This is a genomic window from Colwellia sp. 6M3 (assembly GCF_014077595.1).
In the GTDB taxonomy this organism is placed as follows: Bacteria; Pseudomonadota; Gammaproteobacteria; order Enterobacterales; family Alteromonadaceae; genus Cognaticolwellia.
On the sequence record NZ_JACGWF010000009.1, the window covers coordinates 1 to 24,845 of the forward strand.

General features: G+C 37.9%; 22 protein-coding genes and 1 riboswitch. Of the genes, 13 read left to right on the forward strand and 9 right to left on the reverse strand.

Features of this window, described 5'->3' with window-relative positions; genetic code table 11:
* Positions 1–86 precede the first annotated feature (86 nt).
* The 5 genes from ilvA to ilvG all read right to left on the reverse strand — a co-directional run bounded on the left by ilvA (position 87) and on the right by ilvG (position 6,717).
* Positions 87–1,664 (reverse strand): threonine ammonia-lyase, biosynthetic, encoded by a 1,578-nt coding sequence (gene ilvA / locus H4J50_RS03525; RefSeq protein ID WP_204100696.1) that lies wholly within the window; start codon positions 1,662–1,664, stop codon positions 87–89.
* Entirely contained in the window at positions 1,657–3,531 is a 1,875-nt protein-coding gene (gene ilvD, locus H4J50_RS03530) for a dihydroxy-acid dehydratase (protein ID WP_182254490.1), read from the reverse strand. Before ilvD ends, ilvA begins: the two co-directional genes overlap by 8 nt.
* A 248-nt stretch (positions 3,532–3,779) precedes the next feature.
* Positions 3,780–4,703: a branched-chain amino acid transaminase gene (locus tag H4J50_RS03535; RefSeq protein WP_182254492.1), complete on the reverse strand. Its 924-nt coding sequence runs from the start codon at positions 4,701–4,703 to the stop codon at positions 3,780–3,782.
* A 91-nt stretch (positions 4,704–4,794) separates the two neighbouring features.
* Positions 4,795–5,052 carry an acetolactate synthase 2 small subunit gene (gene ilvM / locus H4J50_RS03540; RefSeq protein WP_108457560.1) on the reverse strand — a complete coding sequence of 86 codons (258 nt, stop codon included), beginning with the start codon at positions 5,050–5,052 and terminating at the stop codon, positions 4,795–4,797.
* Entirely contained in the window at positions 5,053–6,717 is a 1,665-nt protein-coding gene (ilvG, locus tag H4J50_RS03545) for an acetolactate synthase 2 catalytic subunit (protein ID WP_108457559.1), read from the reverse strand.
* 521 nt (positions 6,718–7,238) lie between these two features.
* Between ilvG and H4J50_RS03550 the strand changes: the two genes are divergently transcribed.
* Positions 7,239–8,756, forward strand: a complete 1,518-nt coding sequence (locus tag H4J50_RS03550) for a YifB family Mg chelatase-like AAA ATPase (protein WP_182254494.1) — start codon at positions 7,239–7,241, stop codon at positions 8,754–8,756.
* Positions 8,757–8,781: 25 nt separating this feature from the next.
* Here the strand turns inward: H4J50_RS03550 and ilvY are convergent, their stop codons facing one another.
* Entirely contained in the window at positions 8,782–9,675 is an 894-nt protein-coding gene (gene ilvY / locus H4J50_RS03555; protein ID WP_182254496.1) for an HTH-type transcriptional activator IlvY, read from the reverse strand.
* 170 nt (positions 9,676–9,845) lie between these two features.
* Here ilvY and ilvC point away from each other — a divergent pair, with 170 nt between their 5' ends.
* The 9 genes from ilvC (at position 9,846) to H4J50_RS03600 (ending at position 17,267) form a co-directional block, all read left to right on the forward strand.
* Positions 9,846–11,330: a ketol-acid reductoisomerase gene (gene ilvC, locus H4J50_RS03560; protein WP_108457557.1), complete on the forward strand. Its 1,485-nt coding sequence runs from the start codon at positions 9,846–9,848 to the stop codon at positions 11,328–11,330.
* Between the two features lie 114 nt (positions 11,331–11,444).
* Entirely contained in the window at positions 11,445–11,765 is a 321-nt protein-coding gene (locus tag H4J50_RS03565; RefSeq protein ID WP_182254498.1) for a pyrimidine/purine nucleoside phosphorylase, read from the forward strand.
* Between the two features lie 359 nt (positions 11,766–12,124).
* Positions 12,125–13,558, forward strand: a complete 1,434-nt coding sequence (locus tag H4J50_RS03570) for an OmpA family protein (protein ID WP_182254500.1) — start codon at positions 12,125–12,127, stop codon at positions 13,556–13,558.
* Between the two features lie 59 nt (positions 13,559–13,617).
* Positions 13,618–13,896 carry a hypothetical protein gene (locus H4J50_RS03575; protein WP_108457554.1) on the forward strand — a complete coding sequence of 93 codons (279 nt, stop codon included), beginning with the start codon at positions 13,618–13,620 and terminating at the stop codon, positions 13,894–13,896.
* On the forward strand, positions 13,896–14,801 hold the full coding sequence (locus tag H4J50_RS03580) for a mechanosensitive ion channel family protein (protein ID WP_108457553.1): 906 nt from the start codon (positions 13,896–13,898) through the stop codon (positions 14,799–14,801). Before H4J50_RS03575 ends, H4J50_RS03580 begins: the two co-directional genes overlap by 1 nt.
* Positions 14,802–14,808: 7 nt before the next feature.
* On the forward strand, positions 14,809–15,399 hold the full coding sequence (locus H4J50_RS03585) for a sigma-70 family RNA polymerase sigma factor (protein ID WP_108457552.1): 591 nt from the start codon (positions 14,809–14,811) through the stop codon (positions 15,397–15,399).
* A 155-nt stretch (positions 15,400–15,554) separates the two neighbouring features.
* A complete protein-coding gene (locus H4J50_RS03590) occupies positions 15,555–16,382 on the forward strand; it encodes a glucosaminidase domain-containing protein (RefSeq protein ID WP_182254502.1) in 828 nt (275 codons plus the stop codon).
* A gap of 162 nt (positions 16,383–16,544) precedes the next feature.
* A complete protein-coding gene (locus tag H4J50_RS03595; protein WP_108457550.1) occupies positions 16,545–16,736 on the forward strand; it encodes a lipopolysaccharide assembly protein LapA domain-containing protein in 192 nt (63 codons plus the stop codon).
* Positions 16,737–16,757: 21 nt separating this feature from the next.
* On the forward strand, positions 16,758–17,267 hold the full coding sequence (locus H4J50_RS03600) for a hypothetical protein (RefSeq protein ID WP_182254504.1): 510 nt from the start codon (positions 16,758–16,760) through the stop codon (positions 17,265–17,267).
* A gap of 61 nt (positions 17,268–17,328) precedes the next feature.
* Here the strand turns inward: H4J50_RS03600 and proB are convergent, their stop codons facing one another.
* Positions 17,329–18,426, reverse strand: coding sequence for a glutamate 5-kinase (gene proB, locus H4J50_RS03605; RefSeq protein ID WP_182254506.1), 1,098 nt, complete (start codon positions 18,424–18,426; stop codon positions 17,329–17,331).
* Between the two features lie 444 nt (positions 18,427–18,870).
* Between proB and H4J50_RS03610 the strand changes: the two genes are divergently transcribed.
* Entirely contained in the window at positions 18,871–19,776 is a 906-nt protein-coding gene (locus H4J50_RS03610) for an acyltransferase (RefSeq protein WP_108457547.1), read from the forward strand.
* The gene (locus H4J50_RS03615) at positions 19,776–21,041 is read left to right on the forward strand and encodes a mechanosensitive ion channel family protein (protein WP_182254508.1); all 1,266 of its coding nucleotides are present in this window, start codon (positions 19,776–19,778) and stop codon (positions 21,039–21,041) included. The genes H4J50_RS03610 and H4J50_RS03615 overlap by 1 nt, the downstream gene beginning before the upstream one ends.
* Here the strand turns inward: H4J50_RS03615 and tesB are convergent.
* Positions 21,025–21,882, reverse strand: a complete 858-nt coding sequence (tesB, locus tag H4J50_RS03620; RefSeq protein ID WP_108457545.1) for an acyl-CoA thioesterase II — start codon at positions 21,880–21,882, stop codon at positions 21,025–21,027. The genes H4J50_RS03615 and tesB overlap by 17 nt on opposite strands.
* Before the next feature lie 255 nt (positions 21,883–22,137).
* Between tesB and H4J50_RS03625 the strand changes: the two genes are divergently transcribed.
* Positions 22,138–22,392, forward strand: coding sequence for a hypothetical protein (locus tag H4J50_RS03625; protein WP_108457544.1), 255 nt, complete (start codon positions 22,138–22,140; stop codon positions 22,390–22,392).
* A 113-nt stretch (positions 22,393–22,505) separates the two neighbouring features.
* Here H4J50_RS03625 and H4J50_RS03630 read toward each other — a convergent pair whose 3' ends face one another.
* The gene (locus tag H4J50_RS03630) at positions 22,506–24,338 is read right to left on the reverse strand and encodes a tetratricopeptide repeat protein (protein WP_182254510.1); all 1,833 of its coding nucleotides are present in this window, start codon (positions 24,336–24,338) and stop codon (positions 22,506–22,508) included.
* A gap of 342 nt (positions 24,339–24,680) precedes the next feature.
* A riboswitch (cyclic di-GMP riboswitch) is annotated at positions 24,681–24,763 on the forward strand.
* The last annotated feature ends 82 nt before the right edge of the window (positions 24,764–24,845 follow it).

Consider the following 24,845-nt stretch of genomic DNA (forward strand, 5'->3'; position numbering starts at 1 on the left):
CAATATAGGTTTTTTGATATAAAAAAAGCAGTTTTAATCATAAATTAAAACTGCTTAATGTCACAATAAGTAAGTATTTGGGGCGATTAGGTCAGAAACGCCTTATATGCTTCATTGTTGGTTTCTTCCTGGCATTCATAATCTAATGCTTTTAAATGCGTAAAGAAATCAACTTCTTGTGATTTTTTCACTTCAAAACCGGCCAATACTTGCCCAAAAGCTGCGCCATGGTTGCGATAATGGAACAAGGTAATATTGTAATGTTCACCAAGCGTATCTAAAAACTTCTCTAAAGCACCAGGGTATTCTGGAAATTGAAAACGAAAAATACGTTCTTGAGCAGACAATTCGTTTTTGCCGCCAATCATGTATCTAACATGCAGTTTAGCTAGTTCATTTTCTGTAAAATCAGTTAGCTGATAACTTTGTTGAAGGCTTTCGGTGAGTTTTTCTCGGTCATTAGCTTCACCACCAAGACGTACACCGACAAAAATATTAGCATTTTGTGTTTCGTTTGAAGCATCAGCATTATCAGCATAGCGATAATTAAACTCGGTTATCACACGCCCTGCCAGTGCTTTACAAAAGTTTCTAAAGCTGCCTTTTTCTTCCGGAATTTTAACCGCAAACACGGCTTCTTTCTGTTCGCCTAATTCACAACGCTCAGATATATAACGCAAGGTATGAAAGTTCATATTTGCGCCCGAAAGAATAGCTACTAGCGACTCATCACCTGGGCTACTTTGGCAATATTTTTGTAATCCCGCTAAGGATAAAGCACCCGCAGGTTCAGATATAACCCGTGTTTGCTCAAAAATATCTTTAATTGAGGTACATATTTCATCGGTAGTCACCGTGATAACTTCATCACAGTAATGTTTAATTAAGTCAAAGGTATGCTCACCGATACGTTTAACAGCCACACCGTCGGCAAATAAACCGACTTGTGCTAGATCGACTGGCTTACCCGCGGCTAAAGCCGCTTTTAAACAAGCTGAATCTTCCGCTTCAACACCAATCACTTTAATATGAGGCTGTAGTTGTTTTAGATAAACCGCCATACCCGCTAATAAACCGCCGCCGCCTACCGGAATAAACACAACATCTGTATGTGGACGTTGTTGTAATAATTCTTTAGCTACAGTGCCTTGACCTGCGATTACATCGCTATCATCAAATGGGTGGATAACGGTTTTATTTTCAGCTTGCGCATATTCCATCGACGCTTGCTGTGCCTCGTTAAAGCTTTTACCTATTAAGCGCACTTCTGCGCCATAACGCCTAACATTATCAACTTTAATGTCGGGTGTAGTAATGGGCATCACAATAGTCGCTTTTATGCCCAACTTATGTGCTGCTAAGGCTAAGCCTTGGGCATGATTACCCGCAGAAGCCGCTATAACACCATGCAAACATTGTTGTTCAGACAAATTAGCTAATTTGTTGTAAGCACCACGTAACTTAAAAGAATGTACAGGCTGCTGATCTTCACGCTTAAGAAAAATTTGATTACCTAACCGCGATGACAACTTTGTCATCGGTGTTAATGCGGTTTCAACAGCAACATCATAAACAGGCGCAAGTAATATTCTACGCAAGTAATCTAAAGCTTGCGCTTGAGTAGCCTGTTTTTGTATTAACGCTGCTTGTTCAGCATCAGTCATTGCTGTCACCATTGTAATTACCGTCAAGTAATTCACGATTACGCACAGCGCCTTTATCGGCACTAGTGGCTAGCATGGCGTAGTTTTTCAATGCGTAGCTGATTGGACGAACTCGATTAGTTGGCTTCCAAGCATCTTTACCTTTAGCATTCATAGCATCGCGACGTTGAGTTAGCTCTTCTTCACTTACCTTTAACTCAATAGAACGGTTAGGAATATCAATATGAATAATGTCGCCTTGCTCTACTAATGCAATAGTACCGCCACTGCCAGCTTCTGGAGAAACATGACCAATTGATAAACCTGAAGTACCTCCAGAAAATCGACCGTCAGTTAACAGCGCACAGGCTTTACCTAAGCCCATAGATTTTAAATAAGTGGTTGGATACAACATTTCTTGCATGCCAGGACCACCCTTAGGGCCTTCATAACGAATAACAACCACTTCGCCAGCCACTACTTTTTTATCTAAAATACCGGCTACGGCAGCGTCTTGGCTTTCAAATACGTGTGCAGGGCCAGTAAATACTAAGTTGTCGTCACTCACACCTGCGGTTTTAACCACACAACCATCAACCGCAATATTACCAGAAAGTACGGCTAAGCCACCTTCTAATGAAAAGGCATTTTCAATGCTGCGAATACAACCGTTTTCGCGATCGTCATCTAAGGTATCCCAACGGCAATCTTGACTGAATGCTTTAGTGGTACGAATACCGGCAGGGCCAGCACGGTAAAACTTTTTAACGTCTTCATCGTCAGTGACTTTAATATCATATTTAGCGATAACATCAGCCAAGGTGGTACCTAAAATATTCGGTACATCTGTTTTTAATAAATTAGCGCGTGATAATTCACCTAAAATGGCAATTACGCCGCCAGCACGGTGAACATCTTCCATGTGATATTCTGGCGTTGAAGGTGCCACTTTACATAATTGCGGCACAATGCGTGATAACTTATCCATGTCTTCCATGGTGTAATCAATTTCAGCTTCTTGCGCGGTTGCCAATAAATGTAAAATAGTATTGGTTGAACCACCCATAGCAATGTCTAAACACATAGCATTGTGTAAAGCATCTTTACTGGCAATATTGCGCGGTAAGGCTGACTCGTCATTGTCTTGATAGTAACGCTTGGTTAGCTTAACAATTTCTTTACCCGCTCTTAAGAATAACTGCTCACGATCAGCATGAGTCGCTAACATAGAACCGTTACCGGGTAGTGCTAAGCCTAACGCTTCGGCTAAACAGTTCATTGAGTTGGCGGTGAACATACCAGAACATGAACCACATGTAGGACAGGCTGAACGCTCAACTTGATCACTTTGCTCGTCAGACACTTTAGGGTCAGCGCCTTGGATCATGGCGTCAACTAAATCAAGCTTAATAATTTGGTCTGAAAGCTTAGTTTTACCAGCTTCCATTGGGCCACCAGAGACAAAAATTACCGGTATGTTTAGACGCATAGCCGCCATTAACATGCCAGGGGTAATTTTGTCACAGTTTGAAATACACACCATGGCATCAGCACAATGGGCATTGACCATGTATTCAACAGAATCGGCAATTAAATCACGCGACGGTAAGCTATAAAGCATGCCGCTATGACCCATGGCGATACCATCGTCTACCGCTATGGTGTTAAATTCTTTTGCGACACCACCGGCTTCTTCAATAGCGCCAGCAACCAATTGCCCCATGTCTTTTAAATGTACATGACCTGGCACAAATTGCGTAAATGAGTTTACGACAGCAATAATAGGTTTGCCGAAATCACCATCTGTCATACCCGTTGCACGCCATAGTGCTCGAGCGCCAGCCATATTACGGCCTTGAGTAGAAGTTGCAGATCTTAATTTTGGCATGACTTTAGTCCCTATAAATTGTGTATATTTGGTTCGTGTAAACCGTGATAAGTGTTAAAAACTATTTTAAAAATTTACTCGATAATAAGCTTTTAGAATAACATTTATACTTTTGTGATTAATGAACGCTAAGGTTGAAGAGCATTAGCTAATTCGACTCAATTCAAGGCTAAAAGTAAGCAAGATATTAGGTATTCAATACGTACTTTTAGCGAAAAATTGAGTGAACTAGTAATAAAATAGTGCGATTAAACTTCGTCTAACCAGCCTTCAGGCACTTCAGTAGTACCGTTAAAGATACCAAAAAATGCATCTTGAAGCGCTTTAGTAATAGGTCCACGCGAACCATCACCAACAGCAATACCGTCAACTGACTTCACTGGTACCACTTCAGTTGCTGTACCACACATGAAGAATTCATCTGCTAGGTATAAAGATTCGCGAGAAATTGATTCTTCACGTACTTCGTAACCCAATTGCTTAGCAAGGAAAAATACAGTGTCACGCGTTAAACCTTGTAAGATTGAAGCCGTGCCAGGAGGCGTATAAAGCACACCTTTTTTGATGAGAAATAAGTTTTGACCTGCGCCTTCACTTACCATGTTATTTATATCTAAAGCGACACCTTCAGCATAACCATGACGAGCAGCTTCAGTAGATATTAATTGTGATGATAAGTAGTTACCACCAGCTTTTGCTGCGGTTGGCATAGTGTTAGGTGCAAGACGGTTCCAACTTGAAACACCGACTTCTACACCGTTTTCAATAGCATCAGCACCTAAGTAAGCTTCCCAACTAAAGGCAGCAATCATTACATCGGCAACCGCGTCGATAGGTGGACGAAGACCCATACCAATATCACCTAAAAACACTAATGGACGTAAATAGGCTGATTTTAAGTTGTTTTTTGATACCGCATCTTTACAGGCTTGAACCACCTGCTCTTCGGTAAAAGGGATGTTCATGCGGTATATTTTTGCTGAATCGAATAAGCGCTTAATATGTTCTTCTAAACGGAAGATACAGGTGCCTTTATGGGTGTTATAAGCACGAATACCTTCAAATACTGACGAACCGTAGTGTAGGGCATGACTCATTACATGTACCGTAGCATTCTGCCACGGCATGAGTTCACCGTTAAACCAAATTAGTTCTGCGTTCACTTTAGCCATTTTCTATTCCTAAATTTTGTTGCGTATCAACCAGTTTTAAAACATTAACTGATGAAATTGTATTATGTATTGTCGTAAGTGTAACTCAGCATTATGCAATGCATTGCTGCGATGCTCTATTGTCTACTTTGACCTCTTTGATGTCGATCAGTTTATTAATTTGATCAACTAAAAGTTCAATAGGACGTTCACTTCTAACCATTAATTCAATCGTACCTATATTTGTGCCTGTATTTACTTTGGCATTCATACCACTGATTAAAAAACCACGATAACGTGTGACCTGTAAAATGCGCTCAAGTACCACTTGCTTATCATCCACTGATATCGTTAATTGATAATTATTCATTTAGGTACTCTCCATCATTTTATCGTTTGCCGTATTCGGTGGCACTAATGGCCATACGTTGTCTTGTGCATCAATTTTAACTTGTAATAAATAAGGACCATCGTGTTCTAGCATTTCTTCAATAGCAGCACTTACTTCTGACTTTTTCGTGATCATTTGAGCTTTAATATCAAAAGCATTAGCGAGCATAATAAAATCAGGGTTATCAGCTAAATCAGTTTCGCTTAATCGGCCATTGAAAAATAGGTCTTGCCATTGGCGAACCATACCGAGTTTGGCGTTATCTATTAGTACTATTTTAACCGGTAATTGAAAACGTTTAATGGTCGATAACTCTTGTACATTCATCATAAACGAGCCATCACCTGAAACCGCAATAATGCAGTCTGTTGGTCGACTGACTTGAGCACCAACGGCGGCAGGTACACCAAAGCCCATAGTACCCATGCCAGCACTCGTTAAGAAATTACTTGGGTCGTCAAATACCATGTGTTGTGCTGCCCACATTTGATGTTGTCCTACATCAGTAGTTACACAACTGTTTTTAGGCATTTTGTCACTAATTTCTTTTAAAACTGCTGGCGCAAAAATTGTGTCACCTGGGTGATTATAATCCCACGCATAATCTTGGTTCATCTGTAAACAAAACGCTCTCCAAGGCTCAATCGATAATGGAATAGCTAGCGCGGGTAAATTAACTTTTAAATCACCTAATATAGAGGCATCGGCAATGCGACGTTTGTTAATTTCAGCGGTATCAATATCAAAGTGGATTACTTTTGCATGTGGCGCGAATTCGTTAAGTTTACCAGTAACCCGGTCATCAAACCTGGCACCAACGGCGATTAATAAATCACATTCTTGTACGGCTAAATTAGAGGCTTTAGTGCCGTGCATACCTAACATACCCATATAATATTTATCTTCTGGGTCAATCGCGCCTAACCCTTTTAGTGTTGACACACAAGGTAGGCCTGTTATTTTGGCAAAGTCTCGTAATTCATCAATAGCATTGGCCATACCAACACCACCACCAACATATAAAATAGGCTTTTTCGCTTGGTTTAATAATGCAATAGCGTTGCCTACGTTGGCAGGAGGTAATTTAACTTTGTTTTGTAAATTAACTAAATCATCTACACAACCGTTAACGGCTGCAATTTGAATGTCTTTTGGAATATCAACCAACACCGGCCCTTGTCTACCTTCTAATGCAATGGCAAAAGCTTGGTGTAAAACGTCGGCTAAATCATCAATATTGGTTACCTGAAAAGAATGCTTAGTACACGCTAGAGATAAACCAAAAATGTCTATTTCTTGGAAAGCATCTGAACCCATCGCAGCAGTTGCTACTTGGCCGGTTATTGCTACCACTGGAATTGAATCAGCCAACGCATCTGCAAGACCTGTGATCAGGTTTGTAGCGCCAGGACCTGATGTTGCAAGGCAAACACCAACCTTGCCTGAAGCCCTTGCATAGCCTACAGCAGAGAAAGCAGCCCCTTGTTCATGGCGACACAAAAAATGCTCAACGCCACTATCATAAAGTGCATCATAAATCGGCATTATTGCGCCACCTGGGTAGCCAAACACATGTTCAACACCATGCTGTTCTAGCACGTTAAATAATAAGCTCGCGCCGGTTAATTTTTTTTCAGTTGTCATGTGTATATTTAACTTTTTAATAACATTTTATTCATAAACTATTCACTTTAATGAAAAGTATAAAATTTTAGTAATTAATAAGTATTCTCCAAAGGTTAATAATGTTTGTGCGCTGCGCGCTGTTTAATAATTTAATAACGACAAACCCCCCGGTCCTTGCGGAGCGGGGGGTTTGTTATTTTAAGATTTTTTATTTTCTTTAGCTCAACAAATTCCCCCGCGACGATTTAAGAATCACCACGATGAGGACGTTAATAATCACTAAGATAGAATTTTGCATATTTATTAATATTATCTGTAAGTTTATTAGTTTGAGCACTAAGAGTTTTCAGCCTATTTAAATTAGTACCATAGCTCTAATATCAAGCGCAAGTGGTTTGTTAGTGTTTTTTTAGATAAATAAAAATTCCTAGTTATAACCGCTACCTGATCTTATTAAACTTTGCGTGATTATTTTTCGCACAATAAGGTTTACTTAACTACACTTTTGTTTAGATATGTAAAAATAAAAATGGATTTTTATGACCTTAGCCTGTGTTTTTAGTCGAGCTCGCATTGGGCTCGAATCTCCCTTAGTTACCGTAGAAGTACACTTAGCCAATGGATTACCTGCATTCAACATTGTAGGTTTACCTGAAACCTCTGTTCGAGAAGCTAAAGATCGTGTGCGCAGTGCCATTATAAATTGTGGTTATGAGTTCCCTGCCAAACGCATTACTGTAAACCTAGCTCCTGCTGACTTGCCTAAAGAGGGAGGTCGCTTTGATCTGCCAATTGCCATTGGTATTCTTGCCGCCGCTGCCCAATTACCAGATACCGACTTAAATCAATATGAATTTGCTGGCGAGTTAGCCTTGTCGGGGGAGTTAAGATCCATTATTGGAGAAATTCCAATGGCAATGGCCTGTAAAGAAAGTGGCCGCACATTAGTGATACCCAGTGAAAACGCAGAACAAGCAAGTTGGGTTCAACAGGTAAAAATATTAAGCCTGTCACATTTAAGCCAGCTATTTCCTCATTTTTTGAAACAACAGAGCTTACCGCTCGTAGCGACAAGAACTTTGCAGGAATATGAAACCAAAAGCGAATATGACATTGCTGATGTTGTAGGGCAGCCGCTAGCCAAGCGTGCATTAGAGCTTGCGGCAAGTGGCCGACATAATTTACTTTTTATTGGTCCGCCAGGTACAGGTAAAACCATGCTGGCGAGTCGGTTACCGGGAATTTTACCGCCGATGACTGAGCAAGAAGCGTTATCGAGTGCGGCAATTCAATCTATTTGTCATAAAAACATTAGTCCTGAGTCTTGGCTAACACGCCCTTTTCGGGCTCCGCATCATACGGCCTCGTCAGCGGCACTAGTGGGTGGCGGTAGTCATCCTCAACCGGGTGAAATTTCACTGGCGCATAACGGTGTGCTTTTTCTTGATGAGTTACCAGAGTTTGAACGCAAAGTCCTCGATGTATTACGCGAACCACTAGAATCAGGAGAAGTGACTATTTCGCGGGCGCTGGTTAAACAAACTTTTCCGGCACAATTTCAGCTAGTGGCTGCAATGAATCCTAGCCCAACCGGATTTTATAATGATAAACGCAGTACACCTGAGCAAGTATTACGTTATCTTAATCGGCTTTCAGGGCCATTTTTAGATCGTATTGACATTCAGATTGAAGTAACCCGATTACCGCGCGGTATGTGGGCTAACGATAATGGCAAAGGTGAGTCGAGTCGCACCATTCAAAAAAGGGTCAGTATTTGTCATCAAAAACAAATATCACGTCAAGGCAAAGCCAATGCGCAACTCAGCAGTGCCGAAGTGAGAAGCTTCTGCCATTTAAACGCTGATGACAGTGAATTTCTAGAGCTTGCCATTGAAAAGCTTAATCTATCAACTAGAGCGCATCATAAAATACTTAAAATCGCGCGAACATTAGCTGACATGGAGTCGTTAGAGCACATAGAGCGAAAACATTTAATTGAAGCCCTGTCGTATCGGGCGATGGATAGAATATTGCGTCACTTAACAGACGCAATATGACCGCGGCTGTAATGTACTTTACAGACTACTGATCAGACTGATATGAATGAATTGCTTCAAAAAATGCCTGAATCAAAGGTTTATCTCTACTTTGATTCAAACAGCATACACCAAGATCGAACGGTTCAATTTCACCCACACCCTCTAGAAACTGAACTCGATCTTTAACGGGACTATTTTCAACCACCACGCGCGGCACAATACCAACTCCGCAACCTAAAGCTACCATGCTAACCAGTGCCTCATGTCCTGAAACCGTCGCGTAGATATTAGCTTTACCCTGTTGTTTTTTGCGAAACCAATATTCAAAACGTTTTCGTGCGGGACCGTGTTCAGGCAAAATAATGGGTATTTCAGACCAAATAAAGTCTTGCTGAATTTGTTGCTGAACTTGGCACACCATCGTAGGTGCGATCACTGAAACGGGTATTTTTGCCAAATGATGAAAGCTAAAAATTCTAGATAACTGTTCAGGTTTAGCTGCAATGGCAAGATCTACCGCTTGCTTTTCCACCTGCACTAACCCGTCTGCTGCGTCACCTGTCGTTAACATAATTTCAACCATTGGATGCTGCTGGCGAAAGCGCTCTAGCAACGGTGGCAAATGACTATACGCCGCAGTAACAGAACAATAAATATGCAGTTTTCCTTGCAGTTCCGCGTGCTTCTGGTTTAGCGAAAGTTGTAATAACTGCCATTGTTCAAGTTGTTGCTCAGCAAATTGGTAAAACTGTTTTCCTGCTTCGCTTAGCACAACGGTGCGATTATCGCGATGCAGTAATGGGTTACCTAATTCAATTTCCAGTCGTTGAATTACTCGACTTAACGTTGAAGGGCTAACATGATGAAGTTCTGCGGTTTTACCAAAATGCAGTGATTTGGCTAAATCGACAAACATCCGCAATGATTTTAATTCCACATTTTTTCCTAAATAGTTAGATTCAATCAAACTGTATTGCAAATTATGCAACACTGCAATGCAAATATATCATTTTAAGCAACGTTAAGTTTTCGCTATGATAGCGTCAAGGTCAACAAACTGACCACCTAACTAATTTCTTGGTCAACCACCAAGCACAGGAGAACAATATGTCTAACTATTTTAATACACTAAGTTTACGCGAAAAATTGGCGCAATTGGGTAAATGTCGCTTCATGCAGCGTGAGGAATTTAGTGACGGTTGTAATTTTATTAAAGGTTGGAATATCGTTATTGTTGGTTGTGGCGCTCAAGGCCTTAACCAAGGTTTAAACATGCGTGATTCTGGTTTAAACATCTCTTATGCTCTTCGTGATGCCGCTATCGCTGAAAAACGTCAATCGTATCAGTGGGCGACAGAAAATGGTTTTACTGTTGGCAACTATCAAGAATTAATTCCACAAGCAGATTTAGTATTAAACTTAACACCTGATAAGCAACATACTTCTGCGGTTAATGCGGTAATGCCATTAATGAAAGAAGGCTCTTCTTTAGCCTACTCACATGGTTTCAACATTGTTGAAGAAGGCATGCAAATTCGTTCTGATATCACAGTGGTTATGGTTGCACCAAAATGTCCAGGTACTGAAGTACGTGAAGAATACAAACGTGGCTTTGGTGTTCCAACACTTATCGCTGTTCACCCTGAAAATGATCCACAAGGTAATGGCTGGGCTATCGCTAAAGCCTACGCTTCAGCAACCGGTGGTGATCGTGCTGGTGTATTAGCGTCTTCATTCATTGCTGAAGTTAAGTCTGACTTAATGGGCGAGCAAACTATCCTTTGTGGTATGTTGCAAACTGCCGCGATTTTAGGCCACAAGCAATTATTGGCTCAAGGTGTTGATGCTGGCTATGCACGTAAATTATTACAATACGGCATCGAAGGTGTTACTGAAGGTTTAAAATACGGTGGCATTACCAACATGATGGACCGTTTATCAAACCCAGCTAAAATTAAAGCGTTTGATATGTCTCTTGAATTAAAAGAAATTTTACGTCCTTTATTTCAAAAGCACATGGATGACATCATCGAAGGTCGTTTCTCAGCTGGTATGATGGCTGATTGGAATAACAACGATGCTAACTTATTAAAATGGCGTGAAGAGACGGCTGAAACGTCTTTTGAAAAAGCACCTACTTGCGATACTGAAATTTCAGAGCAAGAATATTACGATAAAGGTATTTTCGTTGTTGCTATGGTTAAAGCCGGTGTTGAATTGGCCTTTGATGCAATGGTTGACTCTGGCATTATCAATGCTTCAGCTTACTATGAGTCGCTTCACGAAACGCCATTAATTGCTAACACCATTGCACGTAATATGCTTTACGAAATGAACGTGGTTATTTCAGATACAGCAGAATACGGTAACTACTTATTCTCACATGCAGCAGTTCCATTGTTAGAAGAATTTGCTAGCAAGTTAACTTTAGAAGAATTAGGCGAAGGCTTAAAGTCAACATCAAATGGTGTTGATAACGCGCGTTTAATTGAAGTAAACGAAGCAATTCGCAGCCATGGCGTTGAGTCAATTGGTAAAGAACTACGTGGCTACATGACAGATATGAAGCGTATCGTAGAAGCGAATGCTTAATAGCTAAAACTAGACAGTTTATTACAAGCGGTGTTGGCACATTTAGCTAGTACCGCTTTTTTTATATCTCACTTTTTATCGCGCAAGAATTGATTAAGTAAAAAAGGAAAACTCATGACAGAATTTAATAACGTCACTATCTCAACCGTAGCAAGTATATATTTTGATGGTAAAGTCACTAGCAGAAAAGTTACTTTTGCAGATGGTTCGTTCAAAACCTTAGGTATTATGATGCCGGGTGAATATACCTTTAAAACGGCTGAAAAAGAGTTGATGGAATTTCAACAAGGTATTGTTAGCGTGTTATTACCCGGCACTGATACTTGGCAAACTATAACGGCCAATCAATCTTTTTATGTTCCAGCCAACGCTTCTTTTGATATTAAAGTAAGTGAATTAGCTGATTACTGCTGTACTTATATCGCTGATAAATAATTAGAAATTACTAGTACGTTAAAATAATAAGTTACTTTTCAAGTAAACTTATTTTCATAGGCGCTATATATAATATATAGCGCCTATGAAGTTTGTAAAAGTTAACTGTATAACAACTAAAACATAGCTTCATGTCTGCATACCCTCACATATCGAACACCTACGATCGTTCAACGAATCTTATTTTTTAGTTCTCCTTTATATAAAACTAATACCTCAGATTCATAAAAATTACAGATTAATACATTAATTTGTGACTTTTTATCTCAACCTCTCGTCTATAGCTACAAACGTCATAATTGCCTTTCTTGAAAGGGTATTTTAATCAGTTATGTATTAGCTATATAAAGGACACCAAAATGAAAAAAACACTAATTGCCAGCGCACTGACTCTAGTATTAATAACAGGTTGTGCTTCTAACGTTACATTATCTGAAAATGAGATGATGAAAAAATTTCCAACCTTGAATCAAGCCGAGCAGCTTTTAGAAAAAGCGGATCAGGAAAATTTAGCATTTTATGCGCCAGAACAAATTAAGGCTGCACAACGTGCTTTTGACGATGCATTGAAGCAAGCTAAATCAGATAAAGATTCAACTGATATTACCGCGAAAGAAACCGTTGATAGAGTTAATGCTGCAATAGCACAATCAAACAAAGCAAAATACACTTTTGAAGAAGCGTTTGATGCTCGCCAAAAAGCACTGAGTGCTAATGCCGATAAGCTTGTACCTGAGCGCTTTAACGACGCTGAAAAACAGTTTAAGAAAATGCTTGCTTGGTTTGAGCTTGGTGAAGATGAACGAGCTAAACGTGATATCAATGAATTAAAAAACCAATACCTTGCTATTGAGCTTACGGCATTGAAAGCCAACATGTTAAGTGTTGCTAAAAATACGATCAATACAGCAGTAAAACAGGATTTAGATGATGTTGCGCCTATTTTATTTGCTCAAGCACAAGATGAGTATCAGCTAGCATTAAATACGTTAGAAGCTGATAGGTCTAATACCCAAAAAGCAAATGTGCATTCAAATCGTGCTATTTGGTTAATTCAGCGCGCTCAGGGTATTGCTGAAATGAATAAGTATTTTAAAGACGCTAATTTTACTGAAGAGCAAAAGCTTATTTGGTATCAAGAGCAGCTTGAGTATGCCTTATCGCCAATTACCACCAATTTACCTTTTAACGAGTTAAACAAAGAAGTTGTCGCTTTTGCTCATAAAACGTTAACGCAAACTAGTCAACGTACTGATAACCTCAGTAGCGAACTAATATCTTTAGAAGCGCGTGAATCTCGCTTAGCTCGAGATAAAGATGAAGCTATTTTGTCTGCGAAAATGGCGCTTGAAAAAGAGCAAAAAGAAAAACGTGAAGACAATGCAAGATTTGCTGGCGTACAGTCACTATTTAACGAAGAAGAAGCGGCCGTTTACAGACAATTAGATAATGTCTTAATTCGTGCTCAAGGTTTTTCTTTTAAACCTGGTAGTAGCGAAATTGAATCATCTAACTTTACTTTATTAAATAAAATTAATGATGCTATAAGCCGCTTTCCTAATTCTAAAATTTTGGTGTCAGGTCACACTGACTCAACCGGTAGCGCAGAGCTAAACCTTGCACTGTCTAAAAACAGAGCAAGAACTGTGGCTGATTTTATGAGTCAAGTGGGTAACATTGATGTTAATCGCATACAGTCAAATGGCTTTGGTAAAGAGAAACCTGTTGCCTCTAATGAAACTGTTGAAGGCCGTGCGCAAAATAGACGTGTAGAGATTTTAATTATTAACTAGTAAGTAACTGAGATGCTGTTTTCATTAACCGCATCTCTTTTTATTTCTGGAGAGCAAAAATGAGTTTTGACGAAGACAAATTGAGAACTATGTGGCAAGAGAATACGCCTCAATCTGATGAAGATAAAGCATTGAAGAAGGTGTTATCAACATCGGCAAATATAACAGCGGTTAAAGATGTATCTGGACTTTTTGTCGGTTGGATTTGGGTATTATTTCTTGGCTTTGGAGCTTCTATGTACTCTGCAAAACGAAAACTTGAACTACACAATCAACAAAAACAAATATTATTAAATCAAAAATCATTAAAAAACAATAATAACACCGGAGAATTATAATGAACTTAGATGTGTGGACACAATCATTCAGTAATGCACTGTCTGGCTTTTGGACTGAAATAGCAGGTTTTTTACCGAACCTAATTGCCACCATAATTGTTATCTATATTGGTTTATTTATATCTAAAATAATTACAAAGTGGGTGGCTAAAATTTTAGAAAAACTTGGTTTTGATAAACTATGTCAAAAACTAAGTGTCGACAAAGCAATTAAAACCTTGGGTGTAAAGTTAACCCCATCTGAAATGATTGGCAAACTACTCTATGTGTTTTTTGTACTGATTATACTTGTGGCTGGCGCAGACACTTTAGGTTTAGATAGATTCTCGGCAATTCTTGATGAATTTGTACTCTACTTACCTAAACTTTTAGGTGCTGTGGTTATTACACTTATAGGTTTATTTATTGCGAACCTAGTGAAAACTCAAGTTGAAAGTTCGCTTGATAGTTTAGGCGTTGAATATGGTGCAGCAGCAGGGCGTGTTCTGCAATTATTGGTGCTGTTTATTACTTTTTCACTAGTTACAGGTCAACTTGAATTAGAAATGGCATTGCTTAATACCATTTTCACTGTCCTTATTGCTAGCTTAGGTATCGCACTCGCTTTAGCTTTAGGCTTAGGTACTAAAACTATCGCCAACAGTATTGTTTCTGGTATTTATGCAAGAGAGCAGTTATCGCCAGGTGATGAAGTTGAATTTGATGGTTTTGTCGGTAATGTTGTCTCAGTATCAACGGTCAATACGTTAATTGAAAATAAAGCAGGTAAGCGTTTAAGTATTCCAAATCAAGATCTGCTAACTGAAAAGTATCTTACTACAAAAATGAGTGAGTTAGCTAAGCCGAGTAAAGCGGCTAAAGCCAGTAAAACAGCTAAGATAAGTAAAACAACCAAAGAAAAGTGAGAACATAATGACCATATCAGAGGGCGAAAATAATCGTGTCTCTGATCGCTTGTCTCAAGAAGATGATGCTGAGCTTGTGCGGATTGCACGACTGCAACTTCCTTATGTGACAACGGCCTACGAAGTGCTTTTTCATCGGTATCATAAAAAACTCATACAAGTTTGTTATCGATATTTAGGCTCAACACAAGAAGCAGAAGAGGCGGTAAATGACACTATGCTAAATGTGTTTAACAGCCTCGCTAAATTTGAAGACCGTGCCAGTTTTAAAACATGGATTTATCGAATTGCACACAACCAAGCTTTAACTCGGCTTAGGAAGAAGCAACTTGATTTAGTTGACCTTGATGAAGCTGAACATGTAGCAGTTGATGACACACAAAATAGCTTAACAGCGGGTGAAGAAGGTATTGATCACCTGTTAGCGCAATTGAGTCTAGAAGAACGCTCAATTGTTGTGTTTCGTATTGCAGGTGATCTTGATTTTGGCGATATAGCTTTGGTAGTTGAGGAGAAATTAAGCACCGTAAAAATGCGCTATAAACGTGCATTAGAAAAAATGGCTGTCAGTGCTCGTTCTGAGGATCAAGACAAGTAAATCACACAAAGTATTTTGAAGTGTTAAGTGCTTACATCAAGGTTATTTTGCATTTTTTACTGTAAAATTTAGCGTTGTAATCTTTTAAATAAAAAAAATCACAACGCTAATCAAATGATATAATACTCAATGTTAAATCAACCTTAGGGCTCGGCATGCAAAGTAAGATCAAATTGAAAATCCCCGTTTTATTTTTATGTGCACTTTTTATTTTTGTGCTCTTAGGCAGTATTATTTCGGGTGACCATTCAGCGCTATTACCTAAAGCTGAAGCAAAGGTTAACGCAAGCATGAAAAGCTTGCCGGATTTTTCTAAAATTAAGGATGTAAAAGAAAAAAAGGAAGCTTTTTTTGCAACCTTATATCCTATTATTCAAGCCGAAAACAATCACGTATTACAATTAAGAAAACTCATTAATATGCTCAAAAGTGTTCCTGTAGCCAAACTAAATGCTAAACAGCAAGCTTGGTTACTTAACATTTCAAAAAACTATAAATTAGAAAATGAGTACATTGATAACGACACCTTCGAAGAGCTGCTTAAAAGAGTTGACTACGTTCCACCATCATTAGCCTTAACTCAAGCAGCTATAGAGTCTGGTTGGGGAACGTCACGGTTTGCAAAACAAGGTAATAATTTATTCGGTCAATGGTGCTTTTCGCAAGGGTGCGGCATGGTGCCTTCGTTAAGAGAATCAGGCAAAGGGCATGAAGTTGCCAAATTTGATTCTATTAACATGGCTGTTCGTAGTTATATTTTAAACTTAAACACTCATGAGTCTTATAAAGCATTAAGGGAAAATCGCGCACTTTTACGTAAAAAAGAAGCGTCGTTTACAGGGGCTACCTTAGCAGAAACGTTGACTGAATATTCTGAAGAAGGTCATCATTATGTCTCAAAACTCACTGAATTTATTCAACAAAACAAACTTCAACGATTCACTACCGCATTTGAAAATACCTTTGATGATATTACAGACTAATCTAGTTTACATTTAAGCAGTGTGGAATTAGTGTAAGTTTTTTAATTTAGATGTGACTTTTGTTTGTTTCACTGCATCTAAAGAGAGTAATAATACCTCAAAACCTTTTAGCCATACTTTGCTCTAAAAGGTACATTTAAAAACTAATATTAGGAGTCAGTAATGAGTAAGTTACATAGATATTTTATTTTAATATTATCAATTCTCTGCTTGGTTATTGTGTTACAGAATATGGCGACCGTGAGTATTTCATTCCTGTTTTGGGATTTTGCCATGCCGCGAGCTATTTTAATTGCTTTGATGTTAGTAATAGGGCTACTTATTGGTCTTATTTTAAAGAGTAATCGCGAGTAAATTTTAAATAGGGTGGTAGTAATGACTAGAAAAATATTCGTACTAATTTTTGCCAGTATAGTCTTTAGCCAGCAAGCCTTTGCTTTAGGTTTAACGATGTCAGAGCGTCAACTTAATAGTATTTTGAGCTTAAGGTTCCCAATAGTTGAAACATACATGGAATATAGGCTAGAAGCTTCAAAGCCTTATTTAGCGCTCTATGCCGCCACTCAATCAGTTGCTATTACCGCGCGTATAAATGTTATTAATAATGGCCATAAACTTACTGCTGATGCGACATTTAAGGGGCAAATTATTTTTGATAAAGCAACAAACGCTTTGAAAGTGAGTAATCCATTAATTACCCAATTTGAAGTGATAGATAATACCTTTCCAAAATCTGAGAAATCTATTAATACAATCAAAAATACGATTGGACAACATTTACCTATCTCAGTATTGATTGATTTTGATCACATTAGTAATGATTTATTTCAATTTACACCCTCCAGCTTATCGATAGTAGAAGATGGTTTAAGAGTGGAATTTTAGTTAAGAGTTTTAATGCGGTTATTTGTTTAACGATAAACCCATAATCGCATTAACTCAGCTATTATAACATCACCATATCGTCACGATGCATAACCACTTTACTTGGACAACAGCCAAGTAAAGCTGAAATTTCATCACTTTTACAGCCCTTAATTCGTTTAAGATCACGGGTGTTATATTGGCTAATACCTTTGGCAATATGTTCACTGTTTTTAGCGTCATAAATATCAATACAATCGCCTACTTTAAAATCTCCGGATACATCAGTGACTCCTGAGGGAAGTAAAGAAGCGCCTTTATTTTTTAAGGCACTCACGGCGCCAATATCTAATAACACGCGACCATTGCTTTTTAAGGTATATTTTAGCCAATGTTTACGTGCTCGTGTTGCACTTTCTTTAGCAACAAAGTGAGTCCCTGGGTTTTCGCCTTGCAAAATCTTCTCAAAAACTTCACCACGACTACCATTTAAAATATAGGTTTCGATACCATTTTCTACTGCTTTTTCTGCTGCTTGAATTTTTGTTTTCATACCACCAGTCGCAATATGATTATTCGTAGCCCCTGCCATGGCATAAACTGATTCATCTATTTTGTCTATTACTGGTATTAACTTAGCTTGTGGATTTTTACGTGGATCTTCTTCAAAAACACCGTCTACATCACTTAAAATGAATAAGCTATCGGCTTCGCTGACTACCGCAACTAATGCTGCTAAATTATCATTGTCACCTACTTTTAATTCTTCAGTTGCTACCGTATCATTTTCGTTAACAATAGGAATAACGCCATTTTCTAGTAATATTCTTAAGGTGTTTTTAATACTAATGTAACGTTGGCGGTCTTTTAAATCACCATGGGTGATTAGCAGTTGGCTGCAAGGCACATCAAAAAATCGTTGCCAATTAGCCATCATCTTCATTTGCCCAACCGACGCCATTGCTTGTTTTGTTGGAATTGAAGGGTTGGATGATCCGTGAGCAATTAAGCCCCTACCAGCAGCAACACTACCAGAAGAGACCAAAATAACTTCCTTGCCTGCTTGTTGGCATTGAGTAATAAAACGCGCAATGGCTAGTATATACTTACCGCTGCAGCCTTGAGCATCAGGTGAAACTAATGCACTGCCAACTTTTATTACCACACGATTAAAATTCATGACAACCCCTCTATTTTCTATTAGTTAAGATTGCCTCGAAACACAGGTGTTTTGCAATAAAATTTTGCAATTACATTAGACTTGTTTACTATTTTCTAATGGTTTATGGAATTAGTGCACTTAAGCTAATATTTAACTATGTTAATAATGTATTTTAATCAAATTATACGCAGGGCAATAAATTTATGGTGCGTTTTTATCCATATTACTTTTGCCTTGCAGTAACTTATATCGTTGAATTCTCAATTTATAATGCTACGTAAAACACATCATAAATTATGCTTTCATGACTTTCGTTGCAGTTTATCACTGCACTTCAAATAAATGCTTTTAGTTCTAACCATTATTAGCTTGGTAATTTTTTAACGATTTTTACTGAAAATATGTGCGAAACCCATTAATATTATATCCAGTAATTTAGTTCCTAAATTTTTGGTTATTTATATGCTACATTTTTTACCTGGCCCTATTATTGGCTGTTTTTCAGTTATTTTGTATATTGTTAACACTATACTTTGGCTAGTGCCAATACTGATATTTTCATTATTAAAAGCCATTGGCCCTATTCCTTTATGGCAAAAATTCTTTAGCTATTTACTCGATCAAATGGCCAGCAACTGGGTGCTTTTTAATACTTTTATTCAAAAGTTATTCACCAAAACAAAAATTAATGCGTCAGGTCTTGAAAAACTTAAGATGAAAGACTGGTATTTGGTGATTAGTAATCATCAAAGCTGGACCGATATTTTAGTTTTGCAACGCGTTTTTCACGGTAAAATTCCATTCTTGAAATTTTTTCTCAAAAGAGAATTAATATATGTGCCTTTACTTGGCTTGGCTTGGTGGGCGCTCGACTTTCCTTTCATGAAGCGTTATAGCCAACACTTTTTAAAGAAAAATCCACATTTAAAAGGTAAAGACATCGAAACAACCAAAAAAGCCTGTGAAAAATTTAAACATAAGCCAGTTAGTGTCATGAACTTTATTGAAGGTACTCGCTTTACAGAAGAAAAACATAATAAGCAAAACTCGCCCTTCCAAAGGTTGCTCAAGCCTAAAGCGGGTGGAATTGGTTTTGTGCTACAAGCAATGAAAGGTAATTTAAGTAAAGTGGTTAATGTCACGATTTACTACCCTGATGGTGAACCCAATTTTTTAGACTTTCTGTCAGGAAAAATAAAACGAGTAAACATTGCGATTGAAACACAAGACATTGGCGACTCGCTAAAAGGCGACTATGTTAATGACCGTGCTTATAAAATACAGTTTCAAAAGTGGGTTAATCAACTTTGGTTAGATAAAGATAAAAAAATGCTTCAGCTTGAAGAGCAAGCAAATAAGGATAATTAATGCAGGAAATAATCAATTCTTGGTTAACCGCGCAAGGCGTACATGAATCATATTTAACCTTAAGTTCGGTGTTAATTGCTTGTTTGTTTATTTTTATGTTGTGCAGCATTAGTTTTTATATCGCGAAAAACTATGTACTGGTGTTGATTCATAAATTAACCAAAGCCTCAAAAAACACCTGGGATGATGTGCTTTTTGATCATCAAGTTTTTTCACGTATTTCGCTGTTAATTCCTTTTATATTATTGTTATTACTGACGCCACTTTTGTTAGATGAAAGCTCATTACTCGCTACGGTATTGATAGTTTTCGCTAAAATAGGCCTATGTTTTCAGATAGCACGTACGATTAGCTCAGTACTGAATGTTATTAATAAGCTATATAGGCAAACTGCCAGTGAACGTTATTTACCACTGAATTCGACATTACAGGTGATTAAGCTTGTGGTTTATTTAGTGGCAACGATATTGGCTGTTTCGCAAATTTTAGATCGCTCACCACTTTATTTACTGAGTGGCTTAGGAGCTTTAACAGCCGTACTTATTTTAGTGTTTCAAGATACTATTAAAGGCTTGGTTGCTAGTATTCAAATATCGGCTAATAAAATGGTTGCGCCTGGTGATTGGATTGAATTACCCAAATATGGTGCTGATGGCGATGTTATCGAAATAGGGCTAAATACCGTAAAAGTTAAAAACTTTGATAATACCATCACAACTGTGCCTACTTATGCCTTAACTAGTGGTTCATTTAAAAATTGGCGTGGCATGCTGAGCTCAGGTGGCCGAAGAATTAAACGTGCAATTGTCATTGATGTCGGCAGTATTCGATTTTATAACCAAGCGCAATTGGACACACTGACATCAGTAACCTTGATCACTGATTACCTTGTGGCCAAGAAAGCCGAAATTTTAAAGCAAACGGGTGAATTAGTTATCGATAGTGCTATTACAGCTTCAACTATCAATACAAGGCAGTTAACCAATATTGGGACCTTCAGGGCTTATATAACCGCTTATTTAAAGCAACATCCTAAAGTGCATCATGATATGACCTGCATGGTAAGACAATTACCAGCAAATGAGGTTGGTTTGCCATTAGAGTTATACTTTTTCAGTAGTGATCAAAATTGGGTGAATTATGAAACCATACAAGCAGATATTTTTGATCATTTATATGCCGCAGCGCCACTTTTTGGCTTAAGAGTATTTCAGCACCCAAGTGGCTATGACTGGCAAAAGGCGACAACTAACGCTGACGCATAACACCTTCTTGCATTGTAGAGGCGACCAATAAACCTTCTTGGTTAAATATTTGTCCTTTTACTAAACCTCGACCGCTGCTAGCTGACGGGCTTTCAATACAGTAAAGCAGCCATTCGTCTATACGAAATGGTCGATGAAACCACATTGAATGGTCTATTGTCGCCAGTTGAAAGTTTGGTTGCCAATAACTAACCCCATGCGGAAATAAAGCCGTAGGCAAAAAAGAAAAATCAGAAGTATAGGCTAATAAATAAGTATGAATACGAAGGTCATCAGGTAACGTGCCATTTGCCTTTATCCACATTTGACATTTAGCTTCAGTTTTTTCAGGTTTTAACCAGTTGTACTGAACTACAGGGCGAGTTTCTATTGGTTTTTCAGATAAAAACTTTCCACGAATCTCTTCTGGTATCGCTTCTTGATTATCAAAAATGAAATCTGTGTATGACTTTAACTCTTCTGGACCAGGGACTAAGGGCATAACATCTTGGTGATCAAACCCTTGCTCGTGTTGTTGAAACGAAGCGGTCATGTAAAAAATCGCCTGACCATTTTGAATCGCGTTTACCCGACGAGTATTGAAGCTTTTGCCATCTCGAATGTTTTCAACCTGATAAACCACAGGCTTGCTGGCATCTCCAGGTCTTAAAAAATACGAATGTAAAGAATGTACATTATGAGTTTCAGCAACGGTTTCTTGGGCAGCCGACAATGCTTGGCCCATTACTTGGCCACCAAACAATGCTCTAAAGCCTAAATCTTGACTTTCACCTCGGTAAATACCTTGCTCTATTATTTCTAATTTTAAAAGTGCTGAAAGATCATCCAATACTTGACTCATAAAAACTTTACCCTCTTTAACTATGACAAATCTTATTTATTATAACCTGCTATTACACTTAGAATAACGAAATAAGCTTTTAAATATCCTGATTATAAAAATATGCACAATAGCAAACTGGCTAACCAGCAGAATTTATTTATAAAAATTTGAATCTTAATAGTTGATCTTAGCAATGATCTACGATATGTTTCAACAATAAAACGTATACTATGGATATGTAATACGTATTACTAACGTGATAAAGAGGCCATCGTGCACGCAGTTCTTGAACGAGAAGTATTACTAGAAAGACGACAATATACCGCAGAGCAATCTAATTTGTGGGACAAACTGTCGCTTGCGCAAAAATTTGCGACTAGCAGTTTGACACAGTTTGGTTATGATCTTTGTTTTATTCGCAACAGCAAAGCAGGTAATATTGCAATTTTGTTGTGTGACAGTAATGCAGCTACAATCTCTGATGACGGCGAAATTAATACATCACCAAACCTCACTGTTAGACTTTAATTCCAATTTTGATATAAAAAAGCCGCTTCATAAGCGGCTTTTTTATTGCTATTTTTTCTACTGAATACCAAGCGACGATAAATAATTTCACTAAGATAAACCCCCCTCCTCTATTATTCACTATCAGCGCATTCACTCAGGCGAGAAAGAAATACGTAGGGATCAATATCCTGAATACTGGGTGAGTCAACCGCGAAAACAACCTTGACTGAGAAGTCTCCTAAATTAGCAAAAAAACGGGTATTTATTGCCTGTTTTATTCGATCAAACTTTATTAGTGCTTGCTCAATATTTTGATGTGGACATAAGAATAAATATTCGCCAGTACTTATGATGCCGGCATAGTCTTCTTCATCAATATTTTCATTAATGATAATGGCCAAAACTTTACTGACATCAGCTAGAATCTTGCGATTAAAGCGAAAGCTTAGCTCTTGCCAATTTTCTATCTTTAAGTAAATGATAGATATGTCATATTGATATTTTCTGGCAATTTTATACTGTTGTTGGTACCAACGTTTAGTTTGTACTGGCTGTGCTAATTGGTTTTGCGGTAACTCTATTTCATCGTAACTGAGGTTAAGTTTTAGCCGATGAGCTTGAAAGCGACAAAAAATTATAAAAATAGCACTACAGCTTAAAAGTGAAGCAAGGAGAATAATGAGCATTTTTTGTTGGGCATATTTTTCGTTGAACTCTAAACTTAGCTGGCTTTGATCAGCCAAATTTAAAGCAAGTTTCTTAGCTTTATCGCTTGTTGATATTGCGGCAGTAGCAAATGAATCTTTTACACTGACGTTGGGGTACAACCCTTGATATAAGGATAAATAATGGCTCTGATTTTTGATAGCCTGTGGCAAGTTGTTTTTTGCTTTATAGTAGTCGGTTAATAGTAAATACAATTCTATTTGTTGTGGTGAAAGCACAATGTTTTTAGCTAGTGATTGTGCTGAAATTAACATTGCTTCGGCTTCTATTTGTTCTCCTAAAGCAAACATCACTTTTACTAAGCTAATTTTAGTCGAGAGCTTAACACGTACTAAATTGTATTGATTAAATACTATCTGTGCGTTCATTAAACGAGCTTTTGCTGGTTTAAGTTGTTGTTGTTCATATAATACTTGTCCTAAGCCAAGTTCGGCATAGGCTGCGTGAATTACGAGTTTATATTGTTTGGCAAACTGTAGTGACTGCCAAAAAGCATTGTAAGCATCATCATATTGTTGCAGTTGGAAGTAAGCATTCGCTACTAAATGGTAACTGTGGGCAATGCCTTCGGTTCTCGCCATATCGATGCGTAGTTTTATTACATTGTTGAGCAGTTCAACAGCATTGTCATATTCTGATAAATAAAAATGTGCTTGGGCAATAGTTTCTAGCAATGTTATTTGATCAACATTTGTTTGGTTTTGACTGAGTAAAGTTTCAACCTTGTTGAGCGTTTTTACCGCCAGATCGTATTCAGCGCTTAAGGCATAAGCTACGACAGAATAGGCAAGTGCTTGTAAATGATAGTTCATATCATTTGCTTGTTCAGCCAACCATGCCGCGCTTTGAGAGGTATCTTTTAGCTGAATATAGTTACCTTGTGCATAATAACCTCGTGCAATTTTTAACATTAAGTCCAGTTGTAATTCGACATCTATTTTGTCAATTTCACTACCGTATTGTGCAAATTGGAATGCCACGAGTAAGTTGCCTTGATTAAAAGCCACATCCGATAAAAGAGAGAAGGCCTTCGCGACAATATTTGAACTGAACTGATCTCTATTGTTGACTACGGCTTGTGCGGTATCGACAACATCTTGTGCAAGCAATAACTCTTTCCTCAGAAGATAATAATCGTTTATTGCTTCGCGTGTGTTAACGCCACTATTAGTGTCGTTCGCTTGAGCACAAAGTGATATGAACATACTTATTAAAACAACTAGCAGTATTCGATTCATTGAGCGTTAACTTCCATTGGTAGATTGGGGGACGCTTACTATTTTTACTTTAGGCGTATTGTATCGAAAAGTGTTCAGTTCACTACGAGATTTTTACATTTTTCAGGAAGTATTTTATCAATTTACCTTATTAACTCGACTACTTGTTATCACTCTAAGTAGTCATTTAGCCGATATGGAGAGATTTAACGTTAATCTAAACATAATTCGTATTAAAGTATAATGGTATAAATGACTAATAAGTTGTTAATATTCATTAATTTAAATTATCTTTTTATGGCTAAGATTAATAATGGTTTACAAATAGAATACATTACTTATAATCGTAGATGAGCTTTTTAAGCTCAACAAGGGCAAATCCAGTGAAAATTGGAGACGCAAAGTTACCGATCTAAGGGGCAACCTACGATAGCGGAACTGCAAAATTTAGATATAGTGGGGGCTTATCTTAATTTACCGGTTCTCCATCGTAATCTCTGGTAACTTTGCGTGCCTTCCTTTGTTTTC

What these genes read in the sequence shown, in the direction of transcription:
- ilvA (WP_204100696.1), bottom strand. Translation starts at nt 1,664, where the DNA reads ATGACTGATGCTGAACAAGCAGCGTTAATACAAAAACAGGCTACTCAA.
- ilvD (WP_182254490.1), bottom strand. Translation starts at nt 3,531, where the DNA reads ATGCCAAAATTAAGATCTGCAACTTCTACTCAAGGCCGTAATATGGCT.
- H4J50_RS03535 (WP_182254492.1), bottom strand. Translation starts at nt 4,703, where the DNA reads ATGGCTAAAGTGAACGCAGAACTAATTTGGTTTAACGGTGAACTCATG.
- ilvM (WP_108457560.1), bottom strand. Translation starts at nt 5,052, where the DNA reads ATGAATAATTATCAATTAACGATATCAGTGGATGATAAGCAAGTGGTA.
- ilvG (WP_108457559.1), bottom strand. Translation starts at nt 6,717, where the DNA reads ATGACAACTGAAAAAAAATTAACCGGCGCGAGCTTATTATTTAACGTG.
- H4J50_RS03550 (WP_182254494.1), top strand. Translation starts at nt 7,239, where the DNA reads ATGACCTTAGCCTGTGTTTTTAGTCGAGCTCGCATTGGGCTCGAATCT.
- ilvC (WP_108457557.1), top strand. Translation starts at nt 9,846, where the DNA reads ATGTCTAACTATTTTAATACACTAAGTTTACGCGAAAAATTGGCGCAA.
- H4J50_RS03565 (WP_182254498.1), top strand. Translation starts at nt 11,445, where the DNA reads ATGACAGAATTTAATAACGTCACTATCTCAACCGTAGCAAGTATATAT.
- H4J50_RS03570 (WP_182254500.1), top strand. Translation starts at nt 12,125, where the DNA reads ATGAAAAAAACACTAATTGCCAGCGCACTGACTCTAGTATTAATAACA.
- H4J50_RS03575 (WP_108457554.1), top strand. Translation starts at nt 13,618, where the DNA reads ATGAGTTTTGACGAAGACAAATTGAGAACTATGTGGCAAGAGAATACG.
- H4J50_RS03580 (WP_108457553.1), top strand. Translation starts at nt 13,896, where the DNA reads ATGAACTTAGATGTGTGGACACAATCATTCAGTAATGCACTGTCTGGC.
- H4J50_RS03585 (WP_108457552.1), top strand. Translation starts at nt 14,809, where the DNA reads ATGACCATATCAGAGGGCGAAAATAATCGTGTCTCTGATCGCTTGTCT.
- H4J50_RS03590 (WP_182254502.1), top strand. Translation starts at nt 15,555, where the DNA reads ATGCAAAGTAAGATCAAATTGAAAATCCCCGTTTTATTTTTATGTGCA.
- H4J50_RS03595 (WP_108457550.1), top strand. Translation starts at nt 16,545, where the DNA reads ATGAGTAAGTTACATAGATATTTTATTTTAATATTATCAATTCTCTGC.
- H4J50_RS03600 (WP_182254504.1), top strand. Translation starts at nt 16,758, where the DNA reads ATGACTAGAAAAATATTCGTACTAATTTTTGCCAGTATAGTCTTTAGC.
- proB (WP_182254506.1), bottom strand. Translation starts at nt 18,426, where the DNA reads ATGAATTTTAATCGTGTGGTAATAAAAGTTGGCAGTGCATTAGTTTCA.
- H4J50_RS03610 (WP_108457547.1), top strand. Translation starts at nt 18,871, where the DNA reads ATGCTACATTTTTTACCTGGCCCTATTATTGGCTGTTTTTCAGTTATT.
- H4J50_RS03615 (WP_182254508.1), top strand. Translation starts at nt 19,776, where the DNA reads ATGCAGGAAATAATCAATTCTTGGTTAACCGCGCAAGGCGTACATGAA.
- tesB (WP_108457545.1), bottom strand. Translation starts at nt 21,882, where the DNA reads ATGAGTCAAGTATTGGATGATCTTTCAGCACTTTTAAAATTAGAAATA.
- H4J50_RS03630 (WP_182254510.1), bottom strand. Translation starts at nt 24,338, where the DNA reads ATGAATCGAATACTGCTAGTTGTTTTAATAAGTATGTTCATATCACTT.